Genomic DNA, 22015 nt, shown 5'->3' on the forward strand with positions numbered 1-22015 from the left:
TCCTTTTTCACTAGATGATAAAGGAAGGCTTGGTGAATGGCACTAAAGGTTTGTAGGATTTGAAAAGCTACCGCGTAGCGGTTTAGTTCAACATCAGATTAATCGCTTCCCGCTCGAACATTTGCTTCGCCTGGCGCGAATTGTAGGCTGTATAGACCGGCCCTATTCCCATTGCTGCCCAATCAGTATCCTCTTTAAGTGAATCGGTTAGCAGCTTCTCGTCATCTACAATTAATATACTTAGCATATTGAATAGCCTCCCCCTGCACTTAAATCTACCTTGAAGTTGGCGTGAACGGGAGCGAAATTTCGACGCTGGCTCCATGCGGCTGCAAGTTGCTTAGCACAACGGCCGCCTGATCTTCGTACAGCAGCTTTAGACGCTGTTTCAAATTCCAAATGCCGATATGCTCCCCTTCTTCATCGAGTATCCGCTTGTCATTGTCAACCTGTTGGATTACTCCTGCCTTAAAGCCCGGACCGGTATCCCAGACCTGAATCAACAAGACGGAATCCGGCGGCTCCATCATCTCCATATCGATATAAATCCAGACGGGATCATCCAGATTAACGGCATGTTTGATAGCATTTTCTACAAGCGTATGAATAATAAGAGGCGGGACGGGCGTTCCCATCAGGAAATCAGGCACCTTGATCTCATACTTCAACAAATCGGGATAACGCATCTCCTGAATGCGCAAATAATTTCTGACATGCTTCAATTCTTCTTCAAGCGAAACAACAGTCAGATTACTTTGGAACATATAGCGAAAATATTGGATCAGGCAAAGCGACATTTCTTCCATACGTACCGCATCTTTCATCCGGGCTAGCGTATGCATCATATTGAGCGTATTTATGAAGAAATGAGGCTTGATTTGCAGTTGCAAATGCTGAAGCTCCGCCTTTTGTTTATTCAGCTGTTCTTCGTATACGTTGATCTTCAAATTTTTTATTTGCTCCATCATGTTGTTGAACGTTTCGTTGACCAATTGGAATTCCATTGAGGTGGCCTCCTGCTTAATGTGCATATCCAAATTGCCCTGTTTAATCCGGTTCATAACTTTAATAAGTCTGTTCAATGGAAGCAACAATATTTTCCGGAGGAAGAGTAAACCAAGCAGAAGAATGACAATCGAAGCAAAAGGAAGAAAGTAAGAAATCATCTTTAACGTAGGCAAGTGTTGCAAAATCCTGTTTTCCGGAATAAAGGCATACAGGATGAAATTACCCTCATGTGATCGTTCACCGACGGAAATATAACGGCGCTTCGTTCCCGTCATATAGTAAGATGACGCATCAGGCCGAATTTCGATACCCTTTCCACTAACAAATTCCAATTTAGTGATTGTGCTTCCACGATCATCGGCAAGCAAAGCCGCACCCTGCTCACCTATCTCTAGCAAGTCCAGCGGTGTTTGCAAGGAACTGGCATTGAACCACGCCCCGACGATTGAAGCATTATTTAGCATAAGATAACGGACAATATACACCTGATCGCCGTTTTTCTGAACATACCAGTCTTTGTGGTTCCCGCTGACCGGGTTTGGGCTTTGGCTTATGGTCGCAGATACTAGGGATTTCATATACATGCGGTCGTACATGGTGGAACGGCTTGTAAACGAGTATAGAAAATTATCGTCGGAAGGAATGTACACAAAAAGCCCGTCCAGTACCGGATATCGCAAAATAGCGTTAGAGAGGTTGGTGTAGATACGTTGTGTAGATAAAGTACGCTGCTCCGGGTTTACCACAAATTCCAGATTCGACAAGTCCGGTTCAAGCATAATGCCGATGAGATAGTTGTTGACTTCCTGTAACCGGGCATCAAGTTGGTCCCGGTACAGGGACAGGAGGTCTTTGTTGGATTTGGCGACCTGATTGCGGACAACTTCAATCGCATAGAGATTTGAACAAATGATAAAACCAATGAGCGGTATGACGATCAGGAACAAGCCCGTTAACATTTTCATCCGGATGGATGATCGTCGAAAGTCCTGTAAGTGGAGCATTCTGATCCATCCCCTTCCTTGGATCCGGCGTTACATTTATCAATAAAAAAAGCGGATAAATAGCCTCTTATGTAGCGAAACTATTAATCCGCTTTAGACAACACTATACAGTTTATTGAACTATTGAATTAAAACTTACTCTTCGAGACAGCCTAAAATAACATCTTGTGCTAGAAGGGCATCCTTTAATTTCGGAAAATCCAGTTCACTGAAAGGTTTTCCCTCCTGAATAAAATGATCAGCCGCTACTCCTGCCGCTTGTCCCATTGCCATACATTGAGCTGAATTTCTTGCGGAAGCGTGCGCCCCATGCGTTGCAGACAGGCAGCGGCCAGCCACCAACAAGTTATTTACCTTTTTGGGAATAAGCGTTCTGAAAGGAATATGATAGAATCCGTCTCCTTGTACATATGCCCACCGAGTACCGACACCGGAAGTATGATCCTCGACAGGCGCACCGCAGCAAGCAATAGCGTCATGGAATTTGGCCGCATGGATTACATCCTCCTCCGTCAGGATATATTCCCCCAAAATACGGCGAGTTTCGCGTACTCCGATGTATTGGCTAGTAGAAATCAAAAACGAATGCTCAAATCCTGAAACTTCATTTTTTAGAAATCTTACGTACTCTTGTGTTTGTTTTCTGCCTTCAATCTCGGCGAGTGTCAGGGCAAAGGGATCAGTAGCATCCACGGACGGAACTCGGACCATATTCGTCTGTATGACCCCTAAATTTGGCGTCACATGCCAGGAACCATCTTCCCTAGGCAACGTATAATTCCCACTACGATTACCCTCTTTCATTTTGTTGACCAATTCTGCATGACTTGTTTTCTTGGCCTCTTCTACATTAACATTGCCCATATTAAATATGGTGGTCAGAGATTGAAGTTCATTCTCTTTGAGCTTTTCAAAAGGGGCACCGCTTCTTGCAGCGATATCTCCATCTCCGGAAGTATCAATATAACATTTTGCCTTGATTTGGGTTAAGCCGCTTTTGTTAGCGATGACAACTCCAACAATATTTCCCTCTTGTACATCTACTTGACATGCATACGTATGATACAGCAGCTTAACGCCAGCATGAATTGCCATTTCTTCATAAATCACCTTTAATTTTTCTACATCATAGGTAATCCCGGTCCCTGCTCCGTAAGTATTTGGCCGTTCAAAACAAGCACCTTCTTCGTACAACTTGGTAACGACCTCCCACGGAATTCCTCCAACGAGTCTTTGCTTCTTTTCCCCAGGTGTATAGAAACCATAAAATGTATCCACTCCGGTAGCCGTTCTGGAACCGCCCAAACAACCTTGTGATTCAATTAAAACAACATCCAGACCTCTTTTTGCCGCAGATATAGCGGCAATTGTTCCGGCAGCGCCGCCACCGATAACCAGTACATCCGTTTCCATAATATTAGTAGTCATTAAGTGAACCTCCCCTTAGAACTATGGTGGCAATATTGAATTCGATTAATGCATTTCTTCACTTGTTGTTCTACTATTGTGCTGTCCAACCTCCATCCACTGGCAGAACAACACCTGTCATAAATCTAGCCGAATCGGAAGCAAGGAACAGTATGGCATTGGCCACATCCTCGGGATATCCGACATGAGGAGCTAGAGGCTGAAAATGCGTGAGTGCTTCCCGTATAATCTCATCGCTAATTGCTCTTTGCGACATCGGAGTATCCAGCAAACCCGGACAAACAACATTTATCCGAATATTATCCTTTGCGTAGTATACAGCCGCCGCTTTGCTCAACGAGATGATAGCTCCTTTGCTAGCCGCATAGGCATGCGTTGTAAAATGGGCTTGTGCTCCGACTATGCCAAGAACAGAGGAGATATTAATGATCGATCCGCTCTTTTGATCCTGCATCATCTGTAGTGCAAAGTGGTTGGTCAAATATACGCTTTTGACATTCGTATTCATGACTATATCCCACCCCTCTTCCTTACACTCGGCAAGAGGTCCGTCTCCCCATTTTCTCCCGCTGATCCCGACGATATGAACCAGAATATCTATTCTTGAGTATTCATTCTTAATACAATTAAAGATGTGTTGAACGTCTTCGTGGTTGGTGACATCCCCATACAGCCCCCGGACCGCAGCGTCTCCCGTTGACCGTTGTTTCAATAACTGTACTGCCGAATCTGTTTCAGCCTCTGTTCTGCCAATCACAATAACCTGCGCTTTCCCTTCCATGAACCGATAGGATGTTTCCATACCGATTCCTCCGGTTCCGCCAACAACAACCACCACTTTGTTAGTGAAGCTCAATTGCATTCACTCCTAATTATCTAATTTCTATTTACTAAAAATTATAAATTACACTTATGAGTCAGTTAGTTCGTTAACCCTTTTGCTTCCTTTACAATACTAATCAGCCGATTGGCATTGGAAGTGATCTCTTGCAGATAAGATTCACTCATCTTATTCTTCATATTAACCAGTGAACTGCCTACGCCTACGCCAACAGCCCCTGCCCTAATGTATTCTCCCGCATTTGAAGCTTCTATGCCTCCGGTAACCATTAATGGAATGTGAGGAAGCGGACCATGCAAATCCTTGATGTAACGCGGTCCCGCAACGTTAATCGGAAAGACTTTGATAAGATCCGCTCCATACTCGTACGCATTTAGAATCTCTGTTGGCGTAAACGCCCCGGGAACACTAACAACTCCGTAACGCTTAGCCATAGTAATTACTTCTGGCGACATCGTTGGAGAAAAAACAAACTTAGCACCAGACAAAATTACCATCCTCGCAGTTTCTTTGTCCAATACTGTGCCGGCCCCAACAATCACGTCACTCACACAAGATGCAACTTTTTCAATCGCCGCCAAAGCTCCCGGGCTTTCAACGGTAATTTCCAGCAGTTTAACTCCGCCATTGCTCAAAGCGCGTGCTGCGGGTACAATATTTTCCGCTGTTGCTCCCCGTATAACCGCTACTACGCCTGTTGTCTTAATGACCTCTAAAGTTTCCATTCTTAACCCACCTTTATTTAATGCTCATGAATTAATACGACGGCATTTTCTCTCTGGTCATTACCTCTCTCTGAATTTGTTCAATTTTCCTTATATCGCAAGCTTTCCCCTCTGATTTTGGCCGTTAGTTTGCAATTTTTCGTAAAGCAAATGCCCGTTTGGGATTCTCCCTCATAATATCGTCAATAATACCTTGGGCATCTTGACCCTTATGTTCAAGAAATGTCCGGAGTTTGGGGATAAAAACTTTCAGTATATAATCAAGCCCAATAGTCCCACCATAGCCCTTATAATACCCTTTTCTGGAAAAATCCCCTCCCACCACGATTTGGGTATGGAGTCCCGCTTTGGCCAGTTCGGATATAAACTCGATTGAGCGTTGCTCCGTTTTATATTGAGGTTTGGGAATCGAATCGTAGCTTAGAAATGCGCCTCTTTCGACAAGTCTTTTGTGCAGTTCCAGATCAGGGTTCTGATCCAGATGGCAAAGCACGATATTCTGTGCAGGTAGTCCTTCCTCCAAGAATAAGTCAAGTTGCTCTTCAGCCATGGTTCCCTCCTGAGTATGTGTAGAGACGGGAACCCCGCTCTCTTTACTTGCCTGAGCGACAGCACGCAACCCAATTTCTTCCCATGGTGTTATGACATTAAGACTGGTACCAATTTTCAGAACACCAGGCAATATTCCTGTTTCTTCAACACCATTGTAAAGCTCGTCCAGCAACTGGGCAGTCACATCAACAATCTTTTGGTTTTCAAGTAGACTCCTGTTAAATGATCCTTTATTGAATCCTGCGGCTGCAATAATGTAAATACCGTATTTCACAGCGATTTCATTCAATTTCGCAACATCTCTGCCATAATCCACAGTCGTCATATCAACAATCATATTTCCGCCGGCAGCTTTAAAGAGCCGGATATCTTCACCTATTTCATCAACACTATCCAGAACCATTTCAGGTTTTTCAGCTGCTATAGTCGGTGTTGCATACGTATACAGATGTTCATGGCTATGAGCATAACTAATATCGCTAACCGGTATTTTTCCAGAAGTAGATTGAATATATTTTCCAGTCAATTTATTACCTTCTTTCTTCGTTTAGCCGCACTCTTTGAATTCTACTCTTATTAGTTCCTACTTATTGATTGCGCCACACTCTTCTGCGGTAATCGTCATAGGTCTCTTCAAAGATTTGTTCCGAGGCTTCTTTGCCGATAAAGTGTGCGCTTGTCAGCACCAGCGGTGGTTGCCCAGCTTGAGTCAACAGTTCGGCAGTACGAACCTTAATTAAATTCACAATATAAGTGTTAGCAATTGTGGATGTTGGCCCTACCGGATATTTCAAAGCGTCAATGTGAACGGCTGCATCACCAGGAGGAACACATGTATCAATGATAATATCTGCTAGATCAAGCAACTTCTTGCCGCTTGAATGTTTGGCAGCAGATTTAGTGCTATTCTCCACTCCCGTTATAGCTACTATCGGTAATCCGCGTTCACGTGCTTCTAAAGCCATATCAATAACAACGTTGCCTGTTCCACTAGTCGAGAATAACAGAAAACTGTCCTCAGGCTTAAACACAAAATTGCGCAAAATCCGGTTCGCCAAGCCCTCTATATTTTCGATGAACATCGCTTGACGCTGACCGTTCGCGCCTACCACCTGATTATGAAAAGTCATCGACAGTTCAACAATGGGATGAAAACCGGGATAACTTCCGTAACGCGGAAAGACTTCCTCAACGGCCATGCGCGAATGTCCAGATCCATACATATGCACCAAGCCATTAGATGCAATATTCCGTGCAAACAATTGCGAAGCTTTTTCAATGTTTTCAATCTGCGTATCGTGAATGTCCCGAATAATTTTTTCTCCTGCCTTGAAATAATCGTTATATACTTTTTCCATGTCTAGATCCCATCCTTTGATATAATTTATATTTAATCACCTTGTAGATGGTGTTAAGTAATACCTGTTTACTAATTCTTATGTCTGACATCCAATCATGGCTGCTCCGATAATTCCTGCATCATTTCCAAGTTCGGCAGCAATCACATGCGGAACGCCTATTTTCTCCGCAGCAAATGTATATCTAATTAATTTCTTCTTCAACGGATCGATAAGGTATTCACGCTGATTACTGATACCTCCGCCAACTATGATAACCTGTGGACGAAATATAACTATAAGTGTTGAAAGTCCAGCTGCCACATAATTAATATACTGATCTATAAGTCCAAGCGCGGTTACATCTCCAAGCTGTGCCGCATCAAACACCATCTTCGCATCTACAGCGTCCGTATCGTTTTCGCATAGATCATTAATAATACTTTCCGGATGTTGCTGCATGGTTTCTTTGGTCCGTCGTATCAGTGCTGTCGCTGATGCATAGGATTCAAAGCAGCCATATTGGCCACAGGTGCATTTAATTCCTTCATATACAAGCTTTGTATGTCCAACTTCCGCCCCCATATGGTCACTACCGTTGAATATTTGCTTATCCATAATGATACCGCCACCAACACCTGTCCCAAGTGTCACCATCAATGCATTGTCATATTTGCTAGCTGCACCTGCAAGTACTTCTCCAAGTGCAGCACAATCTGCATCATTTCGTATAAATACAGGAACTTGAAAATGCTTTTCCATCTCTTTTGGTAGAGGTACATTTTCCCAGTTTAAATTATTGGCATGCACCAGCATGCCCGTTTCCGGATTTATGCAGCTTGGTGTCCCCAGTCCAACCGATACAATCTCACTCATAGAAAGATTAGCTTTATCGACGACATCATATACCGCCTTTGCAATATCAGCTATGAGTTCCTCAAACGTCTTACTCGCATAAGTTCTAACATGATGCCTTGATATAATCTGATAGTTTTCATCTACGACTCCGGCGGCAATATTAGTACCACCTAAATCAACACCAACATAATATTTCATGTCACTCCTGCTTCCTTAGGATAATAAAGTCAGTGCATTCAAATAATATTTTTCATTATTCACTTCTATTATATTGCCGGAACAACAAGTTATCTTTGCCCTTGTTTACAAACAATTGCACTATCTTCAGATATCACATACTATATTTATTGAGAAGTTATATTTGAATGAGAACAATTGCACATTTAGACAAATTAACATCACTATATATAAAGAGGGAATATTCGATGGAATACAAAACTGAATTGATAACTCTAGAAAAAAACTTTCCATTCGCAGTGTTTAATGGAAAAGGGTTTTCTAGCGATGATTACAAAAACGAAAAAATGTCAATGCACAATCATCATTGTTTGGAGATCAATTATGCTATGGCATCTGGTGGCATATATTACATCGGCGACAGCACTTATCCCATTGAAAAGAATGATATATTCATCATCAATAATTACGAATACCACGCTGCTATGAGTACCTCGAAGGATATGAGACTCAAGATCATTGTATTTGATCCTGACCTGATCTGGCAGAATGAGCAGATGGATTATCAGTATATTAAGGCATTTTATGAATGGACAGACGACTTCAAGCATCGTCTGTCCATTGACAATCATATCTCAGAAAATATAGCCCATATTATTTTTGAAATTGAACATGAATGGAATTCACAAGCAACCGGATATAAACTCGTTATAAAGGCGCTCCTTCTAAAGCTGCTCGCAATTCTGTACCGCTGCTTCGAGGCAACCAGCCAGTATTCTGAAAAGGTGCTTCAATTTCAAAATGAATATATACGGATTATTGATGCAATCAACTATATAGACAAGCACTTTAAAGAACCTATAACACTTAATCAATTAGCTAATATAGTACACATGAACCCAAACTATTTTTCAACATACTTCCATCAAGTAATGAATTATCCAGTATCCTCTTATATCATTAAAAGAAGGTTAAGATATGCCTGCCTCAAGCTCACTACTTCTGAAGAAAGTATAATTAGCATAGCTGTTGACTCCGGGTTCAATAATGTATCTTACTTTAATCGAACCTTCAGAAAGCATTTCGGGATGACTCCACAAGAGTATAGAAGGCAAATTTATTAGGCAGATCGTTCGTTCAGTCTCAACCAGCAGTATAAAATCCAGGCGTGGGGATGAGCGCAGAACACCGGTATGTTGGAATAGTCGTTGGACTGGTCCGGTAATCCCTCTTCGGGAATCAGTGATGACTCCACATTGTCAGCTGCGGACCAGTAAGACGACCAATATTCTGGGAAAGACTTGGCATAGTTGCTGAACGTCATGTTCTTTATCAAACGCCTTGCTTCCGCTTTATCAAATTGTGATACTCCCAAGATGACAGGACCGTTCAATGCCCACCAGAATCCTCCGTTTTCCCGTGAGCCTTTATCAAAGTGCTCATCTTCAAATTCAGGCGTTTCCTGTTCACGGGCGCCTAACTTTTCTCCAGAATAGACCCTTTGAAGCATTTCATTGTACAATACTTTTTTCCGTGGTTCCGGAAGCTCGTCTATCAGCAAAGTATAACCTTGAGGTTCAAGAAACATATTGTCATCACCATATGCTTTACCATTGAAATACATCCGGCGAGGAAATGTTCGATCGCCCAAGTCCTTCATAAAAGCCTCCAGAACAGACGAACGGTACAGCTTCATACTTTTGCAGAGCTTTTCAATTTTCGGTCTGGAGGATTCCATTGCCGGTATGTTTCCCGCATTATGCAATTCAGGAATTAAATCTTGGAGAATGCTGATTGCCATAGCAGAGTTCATGTGCGACTCACCGGTGAATAGAACAGTATTGTATGGAACATCAACGATATAATAGACAGCGTCATTCCAATCCGAATTGAGCAGCCTGACCAGACCGTGAGAACCTACTCTGATATCATCACGCAAGAATATAAAACATTTTTCCAACAAATTTAGTACGGTCGTCTTGGCCTGATTAACAACCGGATAAGGTTCAACCTCATCTTTCAGAAACTCATAATCCCCGGTGACCCGCAGATACTCGGAAAGCAGCATAAAGAAAAACAATTGTTGGTCGCTCGCAAAGTATCTCTCATTACCGGCATATCCATTGCCTTTCTCCATCAAAAGGATATCTCCGAACGGTGTAGTTCGCTTGAGCATATAGCGAAGTACACTACGCGCAAGCTGCGGATTGTAGTAAACAAGCGGAAGTGCATGTTGGAAGTTATCCCGAGCACTGGCGTGAACTCCCCAATCGTAATCGTATATGGTACCCTGAGGAATTTTAGTCTCTTTATAATAATCGCTGTAGGTTGCCATTGCTTCCAGAGTGTAAGCGTGCCATCTCAATTCCTGCCTTAGCTCATCGTCCTGCTCGTCGTCAAATGCAGGAAGAACCTCCATCCAGTATTCGGAAAAAGCAGAAGCCGGGGCATGCTCAACGGAAATGTATCCGTTTTCAGGTTCCACCGTCAGTTCCTTAATAATACTTCCAATTGAAGAGGCCCCGTCCTCAAAGGCAAAACCAATGATCATTCGGATTACTTTCTTTTCACCGGCTTGCAATGTAAACGTATGTCTTGCAGCAATTTCATTGTTACTATCAGACAAGGCCGCATCACCTGAAACCGATTGGATGAACAAAGATGGAGGAAACCCTTCGTACATAGACATGGACTCCCTGGATGGGAACAGTAGCGGATCCTCCGATATACTTTCTGTATTGACACCGATCAGATGATTTTCTTTATCATAGAATATAGAATTAGCGTATTTTACCTTTTTGTTTTCAGGAGGTACTGCTTGGTATTGGATTTCCTCGTAATTTGCGGTTACCGCTTCAGTATAAGCTAAATCCACCATTTGGCTGGCTCTGTTGCAGATCGTCACAGTGAGCAGGAAAGCCGATGTCCCGTTATAAGGAGTGCTCGACGGCTTTACGGATAAGTTTCTTTCAACCGACAGGTCTCCGATAGCGTAAGAATAATCCGCAAAACCGCAACCGAATATGCGTTTACAGACAGACGGATCAGCCGCCAGGGAGTTAATACCAGTCAACGGGATGGACTCCTTTACACTCCCTCTGTCCAGAATTTCCAGCACAGATCGATTCATCCCGGAATTCCTCTTTACGCCTTGGTTCACACGTCCCCAGGACCGTTGCCCCGTAATCAGCTCATACTCACCGCTGACATGAGTAAAAAGCGTCAGTTGGTAATTTCCCAGCAGGAACCACGGGTCATCAGGCAATTTCACCTTTGTACCGTCGGGTAAAATAGAGGAATACGGAATTTTTCCAATGTAATTAAAACAAGGCATTCCTTCTGCATCCCTCATCCAATTACCTATTTCGTTGTTATGAGCACCCGTGACGTTTTGAATAGATGAGACACTTGAATGAGTAGACGACATCAAATCTTTTTCCACTTTCTGATGAGCTGTGTTATTCATCTTTATATCCATTCCTTTCGCTTTGTTCAAGGTATAAACCGTTTTTTTAAAATTCGCCTCAAACATAATTTATTGTATTTTTAAATTCAGAAGCAACCGTAGCGCCACCCGACACAATCCTTGCACTACGGGCAGTCATAGGGGTCATTCCTACTTCCTCAAAATAATAATCAAAACGACGTATTTTTTGCTTTTTCTCAATCGCTTAAATAGTATAGACCTCCTCTTTTTCTTTTCTTTTCTTAACTATTATTATATTTCCAGCACAAAACAATATCTTCACCTCTATTCACAATCACTTACACTATCTTCAGATTTAATATATTACACTTGCTTAGGAACTATTTTCATGCAAAATGAACTGCAAGTTTGGGACAAGTTATTTTGTATTGTTATTATAATTTTCCAACTGTCTTGAATCTTATTTCCTTTGTATATAAGACCCAACTAAGAAATTCAACGCGTCTGCTGTTTGAATCCGAGTCGATCATTCGTTCCTATCAAGCGCTGCAGTATAACTGGTCTCCGCATGGCAAAAAACACAGAGTGCCGACATATGGCAAGCATTAGCATCCAAGTTGTTCGGAGCGATTAATTAACCACAAACCCGGGCAAATACATCACCAGGAAGAAGGAAAAGCAGATATTGCGAATTGGATTCGATTTCTATACGCTCTGCTCTTAGAGAAGGAACAAACTCACTTGCTTTATGCCGCCATATAGCCCTAATCTCAATCAGGTCGAAGGATTACGCCTTTGGCTCAAAGCAGATGTGGTCAACAATGTCTTTTTTGAAAAATTCTATCGGATTAAGCTCCATGTGGGTCAATTCATGAGACGAATCAATAAACATCTCTGATGGAAATAATAGATTGACTGCTCATCATGTTATGATCTTAATTGTATTTTAGAAAGATCTATCATAGGTAGCCTAGATTTTCGGATATATACTAAATCTAAAGCATGAATAACAAATAGTTGATTACTCAGGAAGGTTAATTTATGGAAACCTAACGACAATATAGATTCAATAAATCAATTTCATGATACCGGGATTTTCAATCATAGTGATCAAGGGAGATTCACAGGAGTTTACTACTTTGATGTTGAGGAAATAAAACCTTTTATGGAGAGTAATGGGTTTGAAACGATGGCTCTGATTGGTTCTACGAATATTGGTGCAATATTGACTAACGAGCAACAACAATATTGGGCGGAACAGTCCGAGGAAGAGTATAAGAAATTTATTGATTTGTTAATTAGAACGGCTAAAGACCCCTCCGTCTTAGGCGTCTCATCTCATTTATTATATATAGGAAGAAAAACGTAACACACCTCGGACTGATTGTCACAACCTGTCTTACCACCGAATTTGTTTCACTAGATCAATCATCATTTCTCGATGACTTAGGCTCATTGTCCATTGATTGATTTCCTTTATTATATGTTCTAAATTGGTATATCCTTTGGCCAATCCGTTTAACCGGGCAGCTAAGGTAGAGCTCAATAGATCATCTTGAACAGGATACAGAAGCGTTAGTTTCTCCATCGCGTTCGGATATCTTTTCAGATAATACTTCTGGTGCCTATCTTCTGCAAGCGTAAATCCACAAAAAGGGGACACCTCTGTTTCAGGAACCCCCATACCCAGCTTCTGTCTTTTCTGTATAACATGCTGTATCGTTACTTGCTGCAACTTATTGTGATATAACAACAGGGATCTGTACTGCCGTCCTCTATAATCATTGATATTCACAGGATTATGGTTGCTCCAAAACACATCTAAGATTTCCTCAAAGCTTATTATTATAGGATCGAAGTCGCATTCGACCGTCTCCGTATGGTCTCCCATCTGATGATACGTAGGACTCGTGGAGGTTCCCCCAGCATATCCGACACGTGTTCTAATGATACCTGGTAAATGACCGAACAAAGCCTCTGGACTCCAAAAACAGCCCATACCCAGAGTTGCAGTATGGACCTTATCCTGCGAAAATGACAGTGCGCTGACGCTATCTTCGATGTTGCTCTGATTGTTCATCTCTTGCCCTCCGTTGGTGAGCGATTATTTCATCTGATCTGCAGAATCGATATAATGCTATTGATTCGCGTAAGCTTTACCACGCTTGACGATTTGTGATTCGTACATATTTACTAAAGTGCTGATAATAAATGCAGGGGACTCCTGGCCTCTTTTGTCACGGTGCCCCTGGATATGAGCATCGCTTTTCTCCCAGTTTTTCCAATCCTCCTGAGACTCCCAACGGATTACCACAACAACCTCTTCATTATCTTTACTCTTCTTATTGACCATAACGCTAATATCTATTAAGCCCTCCATATGATCAAGTGGGCCTTCCTTGCTAAAACGTGCAATCACCTTATCACTATTACCCTTTTCTACTAAGATCGTTCTATTCTGTACAAACAAAGTTAACGCCTCCTTATGCTCCTATGTGGATAAACGAATTCAACCTGGCAAGCCGAAGCCATCATGTTATGTCTATTTTATGTGATACTGATTATCATTGTCAAAAAAGGCGTCTCCATCAGAAGAGCTTGCCTGCTCGGCAACCGCAGCTCTCTCTGGAAGCACCTTGCCATATAGGACTCCATAATCTTATGAAAACACCAAAATAGATCAGTTATTAATAAGCAATACTTCCTTCTGCTGATGTAGGGGATAATTCCTCCGTAACATCTTTTCCACCGCCAAAATTAGTAAAAAGAGCACCTATCGTATAAATGGGGCCCCACGGGAATCCCCACCAACCGAGCAGCAGACTTATTAGTGTAAACTTTAAGCCTTTGCTAACAGCACTCATATGCGGACCTATGTAGTACACATCTGAATTTCTCCGAAATGTCATAAATATAATAGAAATACAGTAAGTGTAGGTAACAAATTTCCCACCTTGTTGCAGTTCATACTCCAATGTTTCTTGAGATATCCCATCCAAACCATTAATTTTCATATGTCCATTTACCTCCGGACCGTCATTTTTACATATATATACAACTATATACAACATGATCGTAACAGAGTGTTCACATATTGCACAGGGAATTCAATCCATTTTCCGGGAAATAATTACTGAAAGAGCCCAGCCCTGCACATGGGCTGAGCTCTGATGATCGGGGTGAACCATGGCGGTATGGTGCACCCTTATTCTCATTTATTCAATATTTCCTCCACCACTCGCAACAGCTCTAATGGACTAAATGGCTTGGGGATGAATCTGCTAACTCCAGCATCCAAGGCTTTCGTCCGATCCGAGTCCTGTGCCTTCGCTGTAAGCATAAGAATCGGCATCCTATTCTTCTTGTCCTCTGGAAGCTGTTCCAGTACTTCCATTCCTGTTAGCTCTGGCATCATATAATCAAGAAGCATCAGGTCATAGTGAGCTTGATTTAACTTCTCAAGAGCTATCCTGCCATCCTCCGCGATATCTATCTCTACATCTAAATCTTCAAGCGTATCTGAGATTAGCATACGAAGGATTTCCTCGTCGTCCACAATCAATATTCTCTTCATAGAACCTCCATAGCTTATTTATTTAGTATCTTTTTCACTAATCGTTCTACTCTTGACAGCAACTCTGAGATTTGGAAAGGCTTAACGATATAGTCATCCGCTCCATGCTGTAGCGCATGAATAATATCCGTTTGATTAATTCTAGCGGTTAGCATCGCAACCACAATATTACGTTCTGGATATTCCTCACGAAGCTTGTTTAGCACTTCTACTCCGTCCATTGTCGGCATGGCGCCATCCAGCAAAATAATATATTTATCTTGCTCTGAGTACCAGTCCGAATGAATAAATTGGAGACCGTCTTCATATCCCTTCACCAACACTTGTATATTCTTATTCTGTTGCCACTGTAATAAATGGGTGACCACGAGATCACGGATCAACGGATCATCGTCCACAACAAGGATATTCAGCCGTGGCTGGTTATGATTATTAATCATTTGTGGTGAGAATAGAATCGTCTGATTCCTTCCCGATTGTTTCCCTAAATAAAGGGCTTGATCCGCCTCTTTAACCAACTTATCTATATGTGCGTTATCCTTTTGACTATCGGTTATTCCTGCTGAGAAAGTAACCATAAAGTGCTGACCCGCGGATGAGAATACATGAGCTAAGAACTGCTCCCGTATATGCTGTAGGAGTTCTAGAGCTTGCTCCCTGTCCGTGTTGGGAAGAAGAAGTGCAAATTCCTCTCCACCATAGCGACAAAAAATATCTTCCTCACGTTTCATATCCATGACGATTGCAGCAAAACTTCTTAGCACCTCATCCCCCATAAGATGGCCATAGGAATCATTAATCTGTTTGAAGTGATCCAAGTCCATAATGACAACAGAAAACACAGCATTCGTTCGCAAGAAATTCGAAATAAGCTGTGAAATCATACGATTGAAATGTTTGCGATTATAGATTCCCGTTAACTCGTCAATAATGATAGAATGCTCCCATTGTTGCTTAATTCGAAACCGATTATCTATTAAGGCAATCAATAGCTCTGAATCTATGGGTTTGCCGAAAAAATCCATCGCTCCCGAGCGATAAGCATGAATTCGGCGCTCTCTCGTATCTTCGCTACTAATGACAATGATCGGTGAATGTTCAAGTTGAGATTTCTCTACAATTTGCTTAAGAACATCCATACCATTCGTATCTGGTAGAAGAATATCGAGAAGAATCATGTCAGGTTTCCAATCGTAGAATAGCTTTAATCCCCGCTCTGCTGTTAATGCGATATTAACTGGATAGTTTCGTTCCTCCAGTATCCCTTTTAGATAAGCAGCCAGATCAACATCATCATCAATAATCAGAATTCGATTTCCTGATAGATCTGATAACGCGATATGTTGAGTAAATACACCCTCCGAAGGGTTACCCTCCGTAAGATGAGTTGGAACATCGTCTAACAGAGACTCTAGCAACGCGTACCATTCCGAATACTTGAAATCCCGGGTACCCGTATCTGAGAACAAATTCAACTTAAGCTCCGCTTCTTTCTCTATTTCCTTCATTCCGATCGTTCCCGCTGTACCCTTAAGATTGTGCAGGAATCGATAGATTTCCTTTTCTTCTACAGAGACTTTGTTCGCCCATTGATCGAAGGAGCTTCTGATCCTTTGTTCGACAAGTGGCTTATATTTTTCTATAATCAATAGATTTCTCCTTACACATGATAGCTTCAATGGTCTCAATCAACTTAATCGGCACATACGGTTTTATTAAAAAATGAGTAATGCCCCATTGCAATGCTTTCTTCCTCTCTTCGAAGGCACTGGAAATAATGATTGGGATTCCCTTAAGTCTTTCAGAGGTTCTCATTCGCTCAATAACCTCCCAGCCACTCATTTCCGGTGATAACTTTAAATCTAGGATGATAATATCGGGTTGATGATCCTCCATTGCACGAATCGCGCTCAACCCGTCCGAGAATACAGTTGTGCGATATCCCCTCTCCATTAACTCATCTTGAAGCATAAGCGATAAACTGTAATCGTTCTCCACAAGCATTACATCTAAGGACACGGCTTCATGAGCATTGCCTACAGTTTGACTCACACTTGTCTCGACGACTGGCCTCACATAAACAGGAAGAATCATTGAAAATGTGCTCCCTGTTCCCAATTGGGACTTCACGCTCACATCACCATGATGTTGATTGACAATTTCTTTCACAATAGCGAGCCCTAGTCCCGTCCCCCCGATTTCACGCCGATCGGAATTATCAACACGATAGAATTTGGCAAAAAGACTCGAAAGAGCTTGTTCGGGAATCCCTAACCCCTCATCTGCAACCTCAATCCACAGACTATCTCCCTCTTGGCGAGAGGATATATGAATGTCACCACCGGCTGGTGAGTACTTGATCGCATTACTCACCAAATTGACCATCACTTGAAATAACTTGTCCCGATCACCGAGCACCCATGCCGTGTCCTCAGTTGCTCCCCAGATGATTCTATGATTCGTTGTACTGGCTTGCTGTAATTCCTTAACTTCCTCTATAAGAGGAAGGATATCTATCGGCTTCAATTCATAGAACTGCATGTCATTTTCCATTCGTTGTAGATCTAGAAAATCGTTGACCAACTGCGTCAATCGTTTGGCTTCCTGATGAATCGTAGTCATATATTTATGCTGGCGTTCAGGCTTTAATTGCCGATGCAGCAATAGCTCCGAGAAACCAAGAATGCTAGCCAGTGGTGTTCGTAATTCATGGCTTACAGTGCTAACAAATTCCGATTTCATTCGGTCTACCTCATGCTCCTTAGTGATGTCCCGATGAACGAGTAGAATACCAAATTTCTGCTTATTTCGGAATATAGGTTCCCAATAGATTTGAATATATCGAGTATCCTGATTCTTGAGCACATAATTCATACTTTGGGCTTGTTCGGTTCCATCCATTAACGCATTTCTAATGAATTGAAATAATAACTCAGAATCCTCAATCTTGGGAGCCAAATGAGTCAGGAAATCTTGTAGAGGAACTCCCTTCAGCTCAGAGTCTTCATAGGAAAGCTCCATCAGATCATATAACTTCTGGTTGACCTGGAGAGACTGCCCCTCAAGGTTCATTAGCTGAACGCCCTCTTGAATTGTATTCAACATATCCTGCGTCATCTGCCGCTGCCCTTCCGTTACTTCGAACAACTCCAGCTTATCAAGTGATAGTGATATTTGCCCGGCCAAACCTGCTATTTCTTTCTCATCTCGCTTCTCAAGCACACTGCCCACACGAGTTAACACCATACAAGCCGCGACGTCCCCATTCCCCTTCAATATAGGAACGAAGATATCGTAAGCCTGCACGGCTTCTGTAATATAACCCTTCTCTCCGATTGTCGCGTCCCTTTTCCGGGAATACAATTGTTTACTATACAAGGATCGAACTGCAACGCTCTGCCCAAATCCATCCACAAATTGTAATGCTTCTTCTTGCGAGATCCCATGAGCCGCATAATCTTTCGAATCATTCATTAATAACAGAATGCCTTTGTCTGAACGGGTAATTTCCACAACATTACGAATAATGCTGTTCAGAAGCTCTTTTTTGTCCAACGTATTGGCCAATGATTGCATCAACAAATTACGCTTGTTCAAATACACCTCATTCTCTTCCATATTACCAAGTGCCATCTGAAGCTCATCCTGCTGAGCTTGTAATTCATCCTGCTGAGCTTGAAGCTCTTCATTCTGAGCAAGCAACTCTTCTTCCTTTTCTTGAATCTCATAAATCATATTATTCAAGGATCTAGACAAGAGTCCGATTTCATCTTTACGAGCCAAGATTTCTTCCTGTATCGTCTCACCCTTGATGTAATTCAGTGCATAATGAGATAAGCGGCCTAACGGATCTCCAATATCCTTCGCTAACCTTCGAGTTGTAACGATAGATATAATAAGGACGACAATAATATATACGATAAAATAGATCCCTTGGAGGAACAAATTCCGGAGCAACTTTTGGCTCTCATTATTAAGTTGTACTCGGATTTGTTTCTCTGACTGTTCGGCATAGAGAATAATATCGTTAACAGGATTACTAGCCCCAAGCGTAATCAGCTTACGTAGTGACTCATAATCTTCATTCTCAGCATACACGACCCCTTTGGGTACGATATTCGTTAAATAATTATCAAAGAAGGTTTCCACACGTTGAACAAGATCCTGCTCTTTATCACTTAGAGGAGTACTCTTGATCGCAGCTAGAGACTTGTCCAGTTCCTCCTTGGCCTTAAATATCTGCTCATACTCATAACTATCCAAGTATGCGAAATAGCCCCTTACTCTCAAAATAATTTCATTGGTATGGCTAGCAATATCCGTAATGTGTTCCTGACTTGTGCTCAAGTTACGGGTTGTCTCATCATAACTCTTAACAATCAGGAAGGTGCTCCATGGCACGATGATGGCACTGATCAGAATGAGCAAAAGACTGACGACCATCATAAAGGTTATTCTTCTCTTAATACTATGTTTCATGAATTCTAGCATTCTACCCATTAAAATGATCTCCCTCGATAATCTTTAAACTCTTATCATTCGACAATATTCGCTCTTAACCTTTAAATAATGCAGGAAAAATTTTCATAAAACAAGTACCTATCTCTCTTATTGATGCAAGGGAGATGAGGAATTGTTTGTTGTTCTCCCAATAAGTAAAAAACATAGAAAAGACACCCCAAGGGGTGCCTTTCGTCTTGACCACAAGCAGGATGTAGATAATAGCTTCTTCCCTACGAATAACAACGCACTTCGTAGATTGCTGCTGAAGGATCTCCGTTTGTGGATTGAATTAAGATACGCAAGCGGTTCGTCTTAACAGCCGCTGAGAGCTCATGTTTACGATGACGTTGATAATTACCTTTCACTTCTAAGACGGTTACCCAACATCCATCTCGCTCTGTTTGAATCTGATAGTCTTTGGCACACTGAGGATCATAATAAAACGGTGAGTAAGCGTGATATTCCCGTATCAGATGTCCAGGGAATGTCAATTCAACCGTACCGATACTCTGCACACCATCCCACTCTAGCTGTAACCATTGCGACAACGGTTCGCTACTATCGGATTTCCACATATTTGTATATTCGTGCGGACGAGTCGCCCCGTTCGTAACATTAGACCCAGGATAACAAGGCTGAGCAGGCTCCACCTTGAAACTCATCGTTACCCCATTATCATACCTCCGCATCTTGCCCATACCCATCTCAAAAGCAGACATATGACCCGGTTCAATTCTGCCCGCCCGGTGCCATGTCACTGCCTCATTGGCAAGTAGATCGATCCGAATATAACGACCAGCCTCCAGACCTGTTGACGCCCCCAAGTCTACTGACCAATCAATCCAGATCTCCTGACCCATTGGAACTTCCAGAGTCGTTTCGGCAAGCGCTTGCCCTGGTTCGACTCGATAGTCCCAGATATCATTCACACGATATATTTTAGCTTGTATATATTGTACCTGATTAGATTCATTCGTTAGACATACAGAAACCTTTTGCAGCTGTGGCGTTCCAATAGCAATCCATTGTCCTCTGCGGCTATGCAGAAGATCATCCGCCGTGGCATGGTTCTGGTCTCTCCATACCGCCAGACCCTGATGTGCCCCTTCACTGCGGGGACCTACGCCTCCTAGAGCATGCTCACTACTAACCGAAACTGTAGCAGTTCGCGCCAAGTCGTGCGCGTCCTCATTCCGTACATTTGGTAAAAAACACCCATCTCTAAGAAGTTGCTGTTGGAGCTCTCCCATCCATTTACTCGTTACTTCAGACACAAGCGTACTGTTGGCTATGGCTAACGCCGCAGCCGTTCCAGCAGCTTGGCCAAGTAGAGCTGTCGTGGACATAACCCTTACGGTACCTAGAGCTGCATGTGTCACGCTAACATTCCGGCCAGCCATCATTAAATTGTCAACATCTTTAGAGATCAGAATGCGCAGTGGAATTCCATATGGACCGCAGTAGCTCTTAATTGCATATTCGCTGCTATCTTTGTAACCTTCCGCGCTAGCAGGCTCACTGTTCTCGGCCAAGAGGCCTCCTGGTGTATGAAGGTCAAGAAACCAACCACCAAAAGCAATCTCATCATCGAACACAGTCCGTTGATCTGGATCATGTTCCGTCATAAGGTATTGACCCATAATTCGACGACTCTCGCGTTTGCCTGGTACCTGACCAATCCAGTCCAAAGCATAATTGGCAGCTTTCTCTTTGAGCTTCGGATCTTTGTTCTTTATCCAATCCCATACCCCTAACGCATGACGGGTCAACTCATGGCGAATATCCTCTGAATCATAGATCGTATCATACGGCACACCAATCTCTAGCCACCAATAACCTCCACGCATTTCCTTGGGCAAACGCCCCTGATCGTAGAAATAGCTGGCATCTTCATGCTTCACAGCCCATTCCGGTGCTTTATATGGAACAGGGTAACCCATATCTACCGCTTTGAAGTGGATGGAATTGCCCATCGTATCTTTACTCGCCTTCTCAGGAGCATGATATTCATTAAATTCATCCTTACCCTCCGAACCCATCCGCCATTCGCAGCCTGCCAAATCAGCGACTACTCCATCTCCCGTACAATCTATAAAGATGCCCCCACGAATCGTAATAATCGTCTCCGCGTTGGCCACTCTGCATATAATAGCGGATATTTGCCTCTCGCTACTCTTCACGACCTCCTGCACCGTTGTATTAACATGAAAGGATAAGTTAGGCGTCCCCACTGCCATATCATACATCGTCAAATCCCACACACTATTCGTCCAGCCATTCTCAAAAATAGACTCATGGTTGCGCGCACGTTCTTCAATGAGAAGCTCCGAAATGATTCCCGTCTCACGTGCGTAGGCATGAAACGCAGCCGCACCGTGAGGCGTAACACGAACCTCGGAGGAACTGTTGCCGCCGAATACCGGACGGTCTTGAACCAGACAAGTCGAAGCCCCTTGCCGTGCAGCTGCTACCGCCGCACAAAAACCTGCCATTCCGCCACCACACACCACTACGTCATAATGCTCTTGAATAGATTTCATACCATTATCCCTCCGACTTCTGTCAATGTATCTTCAGTCTT

18 protein-coding genes are annotated in these 22015 nt (G+C 42.6%); 2 read left to right on the forward strand and 16 right to left on the reverse strand.

Features of this window, described 5'->3' with window-relative positions; translation table 11 throughout:
* Positions 1–82 precede the first annotated feature (82 nt).
* The 8 genes from J2T13_RS20190 to J2T13_RS20225 all read right to left on the reverse strand — a co-directional run bounded on the left by J2T13_RS20190 (position 83) and on the right by J2T13_RS20225 (position 7951).
* On the reverse strand, positions 83–247 hold the full coding sequence (locus tag J2T13_RS20190) for a hypothetical protein (protein ID WP_429374166.1): 165 nt from the start codon (positions 245–247) through the stop codon (positions 83–85).
* A gap of 28 nt (positions 248–275) precedes the next feature.
* Positions 276–2012, reverse strand: coding sequence for a sensor histidine kinase (locus tag J2T13_RS20195; RefSeq protein WP_429374167.1), 1737 nt, complete (start codon positions 2010–2012; stop codon positions 276–278).
* Positions 2013–2147: 135 nt separating this feature from the next.
* The gene (locus J2T13_RS20200; RefSeq protein ID WP_429374168.1) at positions 2148–3440 is read right to left on the reverse strand and encodes an FAD-dependent oxidoreductase; all 1293 of its coding nucleotides are present in this window, start codon (positions 3438–3440) and stop codon (positions 2148–2150) included.
* Positions 3441–3513: 73 nt separating this feature from the next.
* A complete protein-coding gene (locus J2T13_RS20205) occupies positions 3514–4296 on the reverse strand; it encodes an SDR family NAD(P)-dependent oxidoreductase (protein ID WP_429374169.1) in 783 nt (260 codons plus the stop codon).
* A 65-nt stretch (positions 4297–4361) separates the two neighbouring features.
* Positions 4362–5006 carry a bifunctional 4-hydroxy-2-oxoglutarate aldolase/2-dehydro-3-deoxy-phosphogluconate aldolase gene (locus J2T13_RS20210; protein ID WP_429374170.1) on the reverse strand — a complete coding sequence of 215 codons (645 nt, stop codon included), beginning with the start codon at positions 5004–5006 and terminating at the stop codon, positions 4362–4364.
* A gap of 124 nt (positions 5007–5130) precedes the next feature.
* Positions 5131–6084: a phosphotriesterase family protein gene (locus J2T13_RS20215; RefSeq protein ID WP_429374171.1), complete on the reverse strand. Its 954-nt coding sequence runs from the start codon at positions 6082–6084 to the stop codon at positions 5131–5133.
* A 61-nt stretch (positions 6085–6145) separates the two neighbouring features.
* Positions 6146–6916 (reverse strand): sugar isomerase domain-containing protein, encoded by a 771-nt coding sequence (locus J2T13_RS20220; protein WP_429374172.1) that lies wholly within the window; start codon positions 6914–6916, stop codon positions 6146–6148.
* A 78-nt stretch (positions 6917–6994) separates the two neighbouring features.
* The gene (locus tag J2T13_RS20225) at positions 6995–7951 is read right to left on the reverse strand and encodes an ROK family protein (protein WP_429374173.1); all 957 of its coding nucleotides are present in this window, start codon (positions 7949–7951) and stop codon (positions 6995–6997) included.
* A gap of 227 nt (positions 7952–8178) precedes the next feature.
* On the opposite strand from J2T13_RS20225, the gene J2T13_RS20230 reads away from it, so the two are divergent.
* The gene (locus J2T13_RS20230) at positions 8179–9054 is read left to right on the forward strand and encodes an AraC family transcriptional regulator (RefSeq protein ID WP_429374174.1); all 876 of its coding nucleotides are present in this window, start codon (positions 8179–8181) and stop codon (positions 9052–9054) included.
* Here the strand turns inward: J2T13_RS20230 and J2T13_RS20235 are convergent.
* Complete coding sequence (locus J2T13_RS20235) at positions 9051–11426, reverse strand: GH36-type glycosyl hydrolase domain-containing protein (protein WP_429374175.1); 2376 nt, start codon at positions 11424–11426, stop codon at positions 9051–9053. The two genes, J2T13_RS20230 and J2T13_RS20235, sit on opposite strands and share 4 nt — an antisense overlap.
* Positions 11427–12522: 1096 nt before the next feature.
* Between J2T13_RS20235 and J2T13_RS20240 the strand changes: the two genes are divergently transcribed.
* Entirely contained in the window at positions 12523–12726 is a 204-nt protein-coding gene (locus J2T13_RS20240; protein ID WP_429374176.1) for a hypothetical protein, read from the forward strand.
* A 30-nt stretch (positions 12727–12756) separates the two neighbouring features.
* Here the strand turns inward: J2T13_RS20240 and J2T13_RS20245 are convergent, their stop codons facing one another.
* The 7 genes from J2T13_RS20245 to J2T13_RS20275 form a co-directional block, all read right to left on the reverse strand.
* Positions 12757–13437 carry a peptide-methionine (S)-S-oxide reductase MsrA gene (locus J2T13_RS20245; RefSeq protein WP_429374177.1) on the reverse strand — a complete coding sequence of 227 codons (681 nt, stop codon included), beginning with the start codon at positions 13435–13437 and terminating at the stop codon, positions 12757–12759.
* 57 nt (positions 13438–13494) lie between these two features.
* Positions 13495–13827 carry an antibiotic biosynthesis monooxygenase gene (locus J2T13_RS20250; protein WP_429374178.1) on the reverse strand — a complete coding sequence of 111 codons (333 nt, stop codon included), beginning with the start codon at positions 13825–13827 and terminating at the stop codon, positions 13495–13497.
* Between the two features lie 217 nt (positions 13828–14044).
* On the reverse strand, positions 14045–14371 hold the full coding sequence (locus J2T13_RS20255; protein WP_429374179.1) for a hypothetical protein: 327 nt from the start codon (positions 14369–14371) through the stop codon (positions 14045–14047).
* A gap of 197 nt (positions 14372–14568) precedes the next feature.
* Entirely contained in the window at positions 14569–14931 is a 363-nt protein-coding gene (locus J2T13_RS20260) for a response regulator (RefSeq protein ID WP_429374180.1), read from the reverse strand.
* A gap of 14 nt (positions 14932–14945) precedes the next feature.
* Positions 14946–16580 carry a GGDEF domain-containing response regulator gene (locus tag J2T13_RS20265; protein WP_429374181.1) on the reverse strand — a complete coding sequence of 545 codons (1635 nt, stop codon included), beginning with the start codon at positions 16578–16580 and terminating at the stop codon, positions 14946–14948.
* A complete protein-coding gene (locus tag J2T13_RS20270) occupies positions 16561–19431 on the reverse strand; it encodes an ATP-binding protein (protein WP_429374182.1) in 2871 nt (956 codons plus the stop codon). Before J2T13_RS20270 ends, J2T13_RS20265 begins: the two co-directional genes overlap by 20 nt.
* A gap of 233 nt (positions 19432–19664) precedes the next feature.
* Entirely contained in the window at positions 19665–21974 is a 2310-nt protein-coding gene (locus tag J2T13_RS20275) for an FAD-dependent oxidoreductase (protein WP_429374183.1), read from the reverse strand.
* Between the last annotated feature and the right edge of the window lie 41 nt (positions 21975–22015).

This window comes from Paenibacillus sp. DS2015 (assembly GCF_050433705.1).
GTDB lineage: Bacteria > Bacillota > Bacilli > Paenibacillales > Paenibacillaceae > Paenibacillus_AQ.

Bases quoted from the DNA above. Each gene is read 5' to 3' on its own strand.
- J2T13_RS20225 (WP_429374173.1), bottom strand. From the start codon at position 7,951: ATGAAATATTATGTTGGTGTTGATTTAGGTGGTACTAATATTGCCGCC.
- J2T13_RS20190 (WP_429374166.1), bottom strand. From the start codon at position 247: ATGCTAAGTATATTAATTGTAGATGACGAGAAGCTGCTAACCGATTCA.
- J2T13_RS20275 (WP_429374183.1), bottom strand. From the start codon at position 21,974: ATGAAATCTATTCAAGAGCATTATGACGTAGTGGTGTGTGGTGGCGGA.
- J2T13_RS20270 (WP_429374182.1), bottom strand. From the start codon at position 19,431: ATGGGTAGAATGCTAGAATTCATGAAACATAGTATTAAGAGAAGAATA.
- J2T13_RS20245 (WP_429374177.1), bottom strand. From the start codon at position 13,437: ATGAACAATCAGAGCAACATCGAAGATAGCGTCAGCGCACTGTCATTT.
- J2T13_RS20210 (WP_429374170.1), bottom strand. From the start codon at position 5,006: ATGGAAACTTTAGAGGTCATTAAGACAACAGGCGTAGTAGCGGTTATA.
- J2T13_RS20240 (WP_429374176.1), top strand. From the start codon at position 12,523: ATGGAGAGTAATGGGTTTGAAACGATGGCTCTGATTGGTTCTACGAAT.
- J2T13_RS20230 (WP_429374174.1), top strand. From the start codon at position 8,179: ATGGAATACAAAACTGAATTGATAACTCTAGAAAAAAACTTTCCATTC.
- J2T13_RS20200 (WP_429374168.1), bottom strand. From the start codon at position 3,440: ATGACTACTAATATTATGGAAACGGATGTACTGGTTATCGGTGGCGGC.
- J2T13_RS20220 (WP_429374172.1), bottom strand. From the start codon at position 6,916: ATGGAAAAAGTATATAACGATTATTTCAAGGCAGGAGAAAAAATTATT.
- J2T13_RS20260 (WP_429374180.1), bottom strand. From the start codon at position 14,931: ATGAAGAGAATATTGATTGTGGACGACGAGGAAATCCTTCGTATGCTA.
- J2T13_RS20195 (WP_429374167.1), bottom strand. From the start codon at position 2,012: ATGCTCCACTTACAGGACTTTCGACGATCATCCATCCGGATGAAAATG.
- J2T13_RS20255 (WP_429374179.1), bottom strand. From the start codon at position 14,371: ATGAAAATTAATGGTTTGGATGGGATATCTCAAGAAACATTGGAGTAT.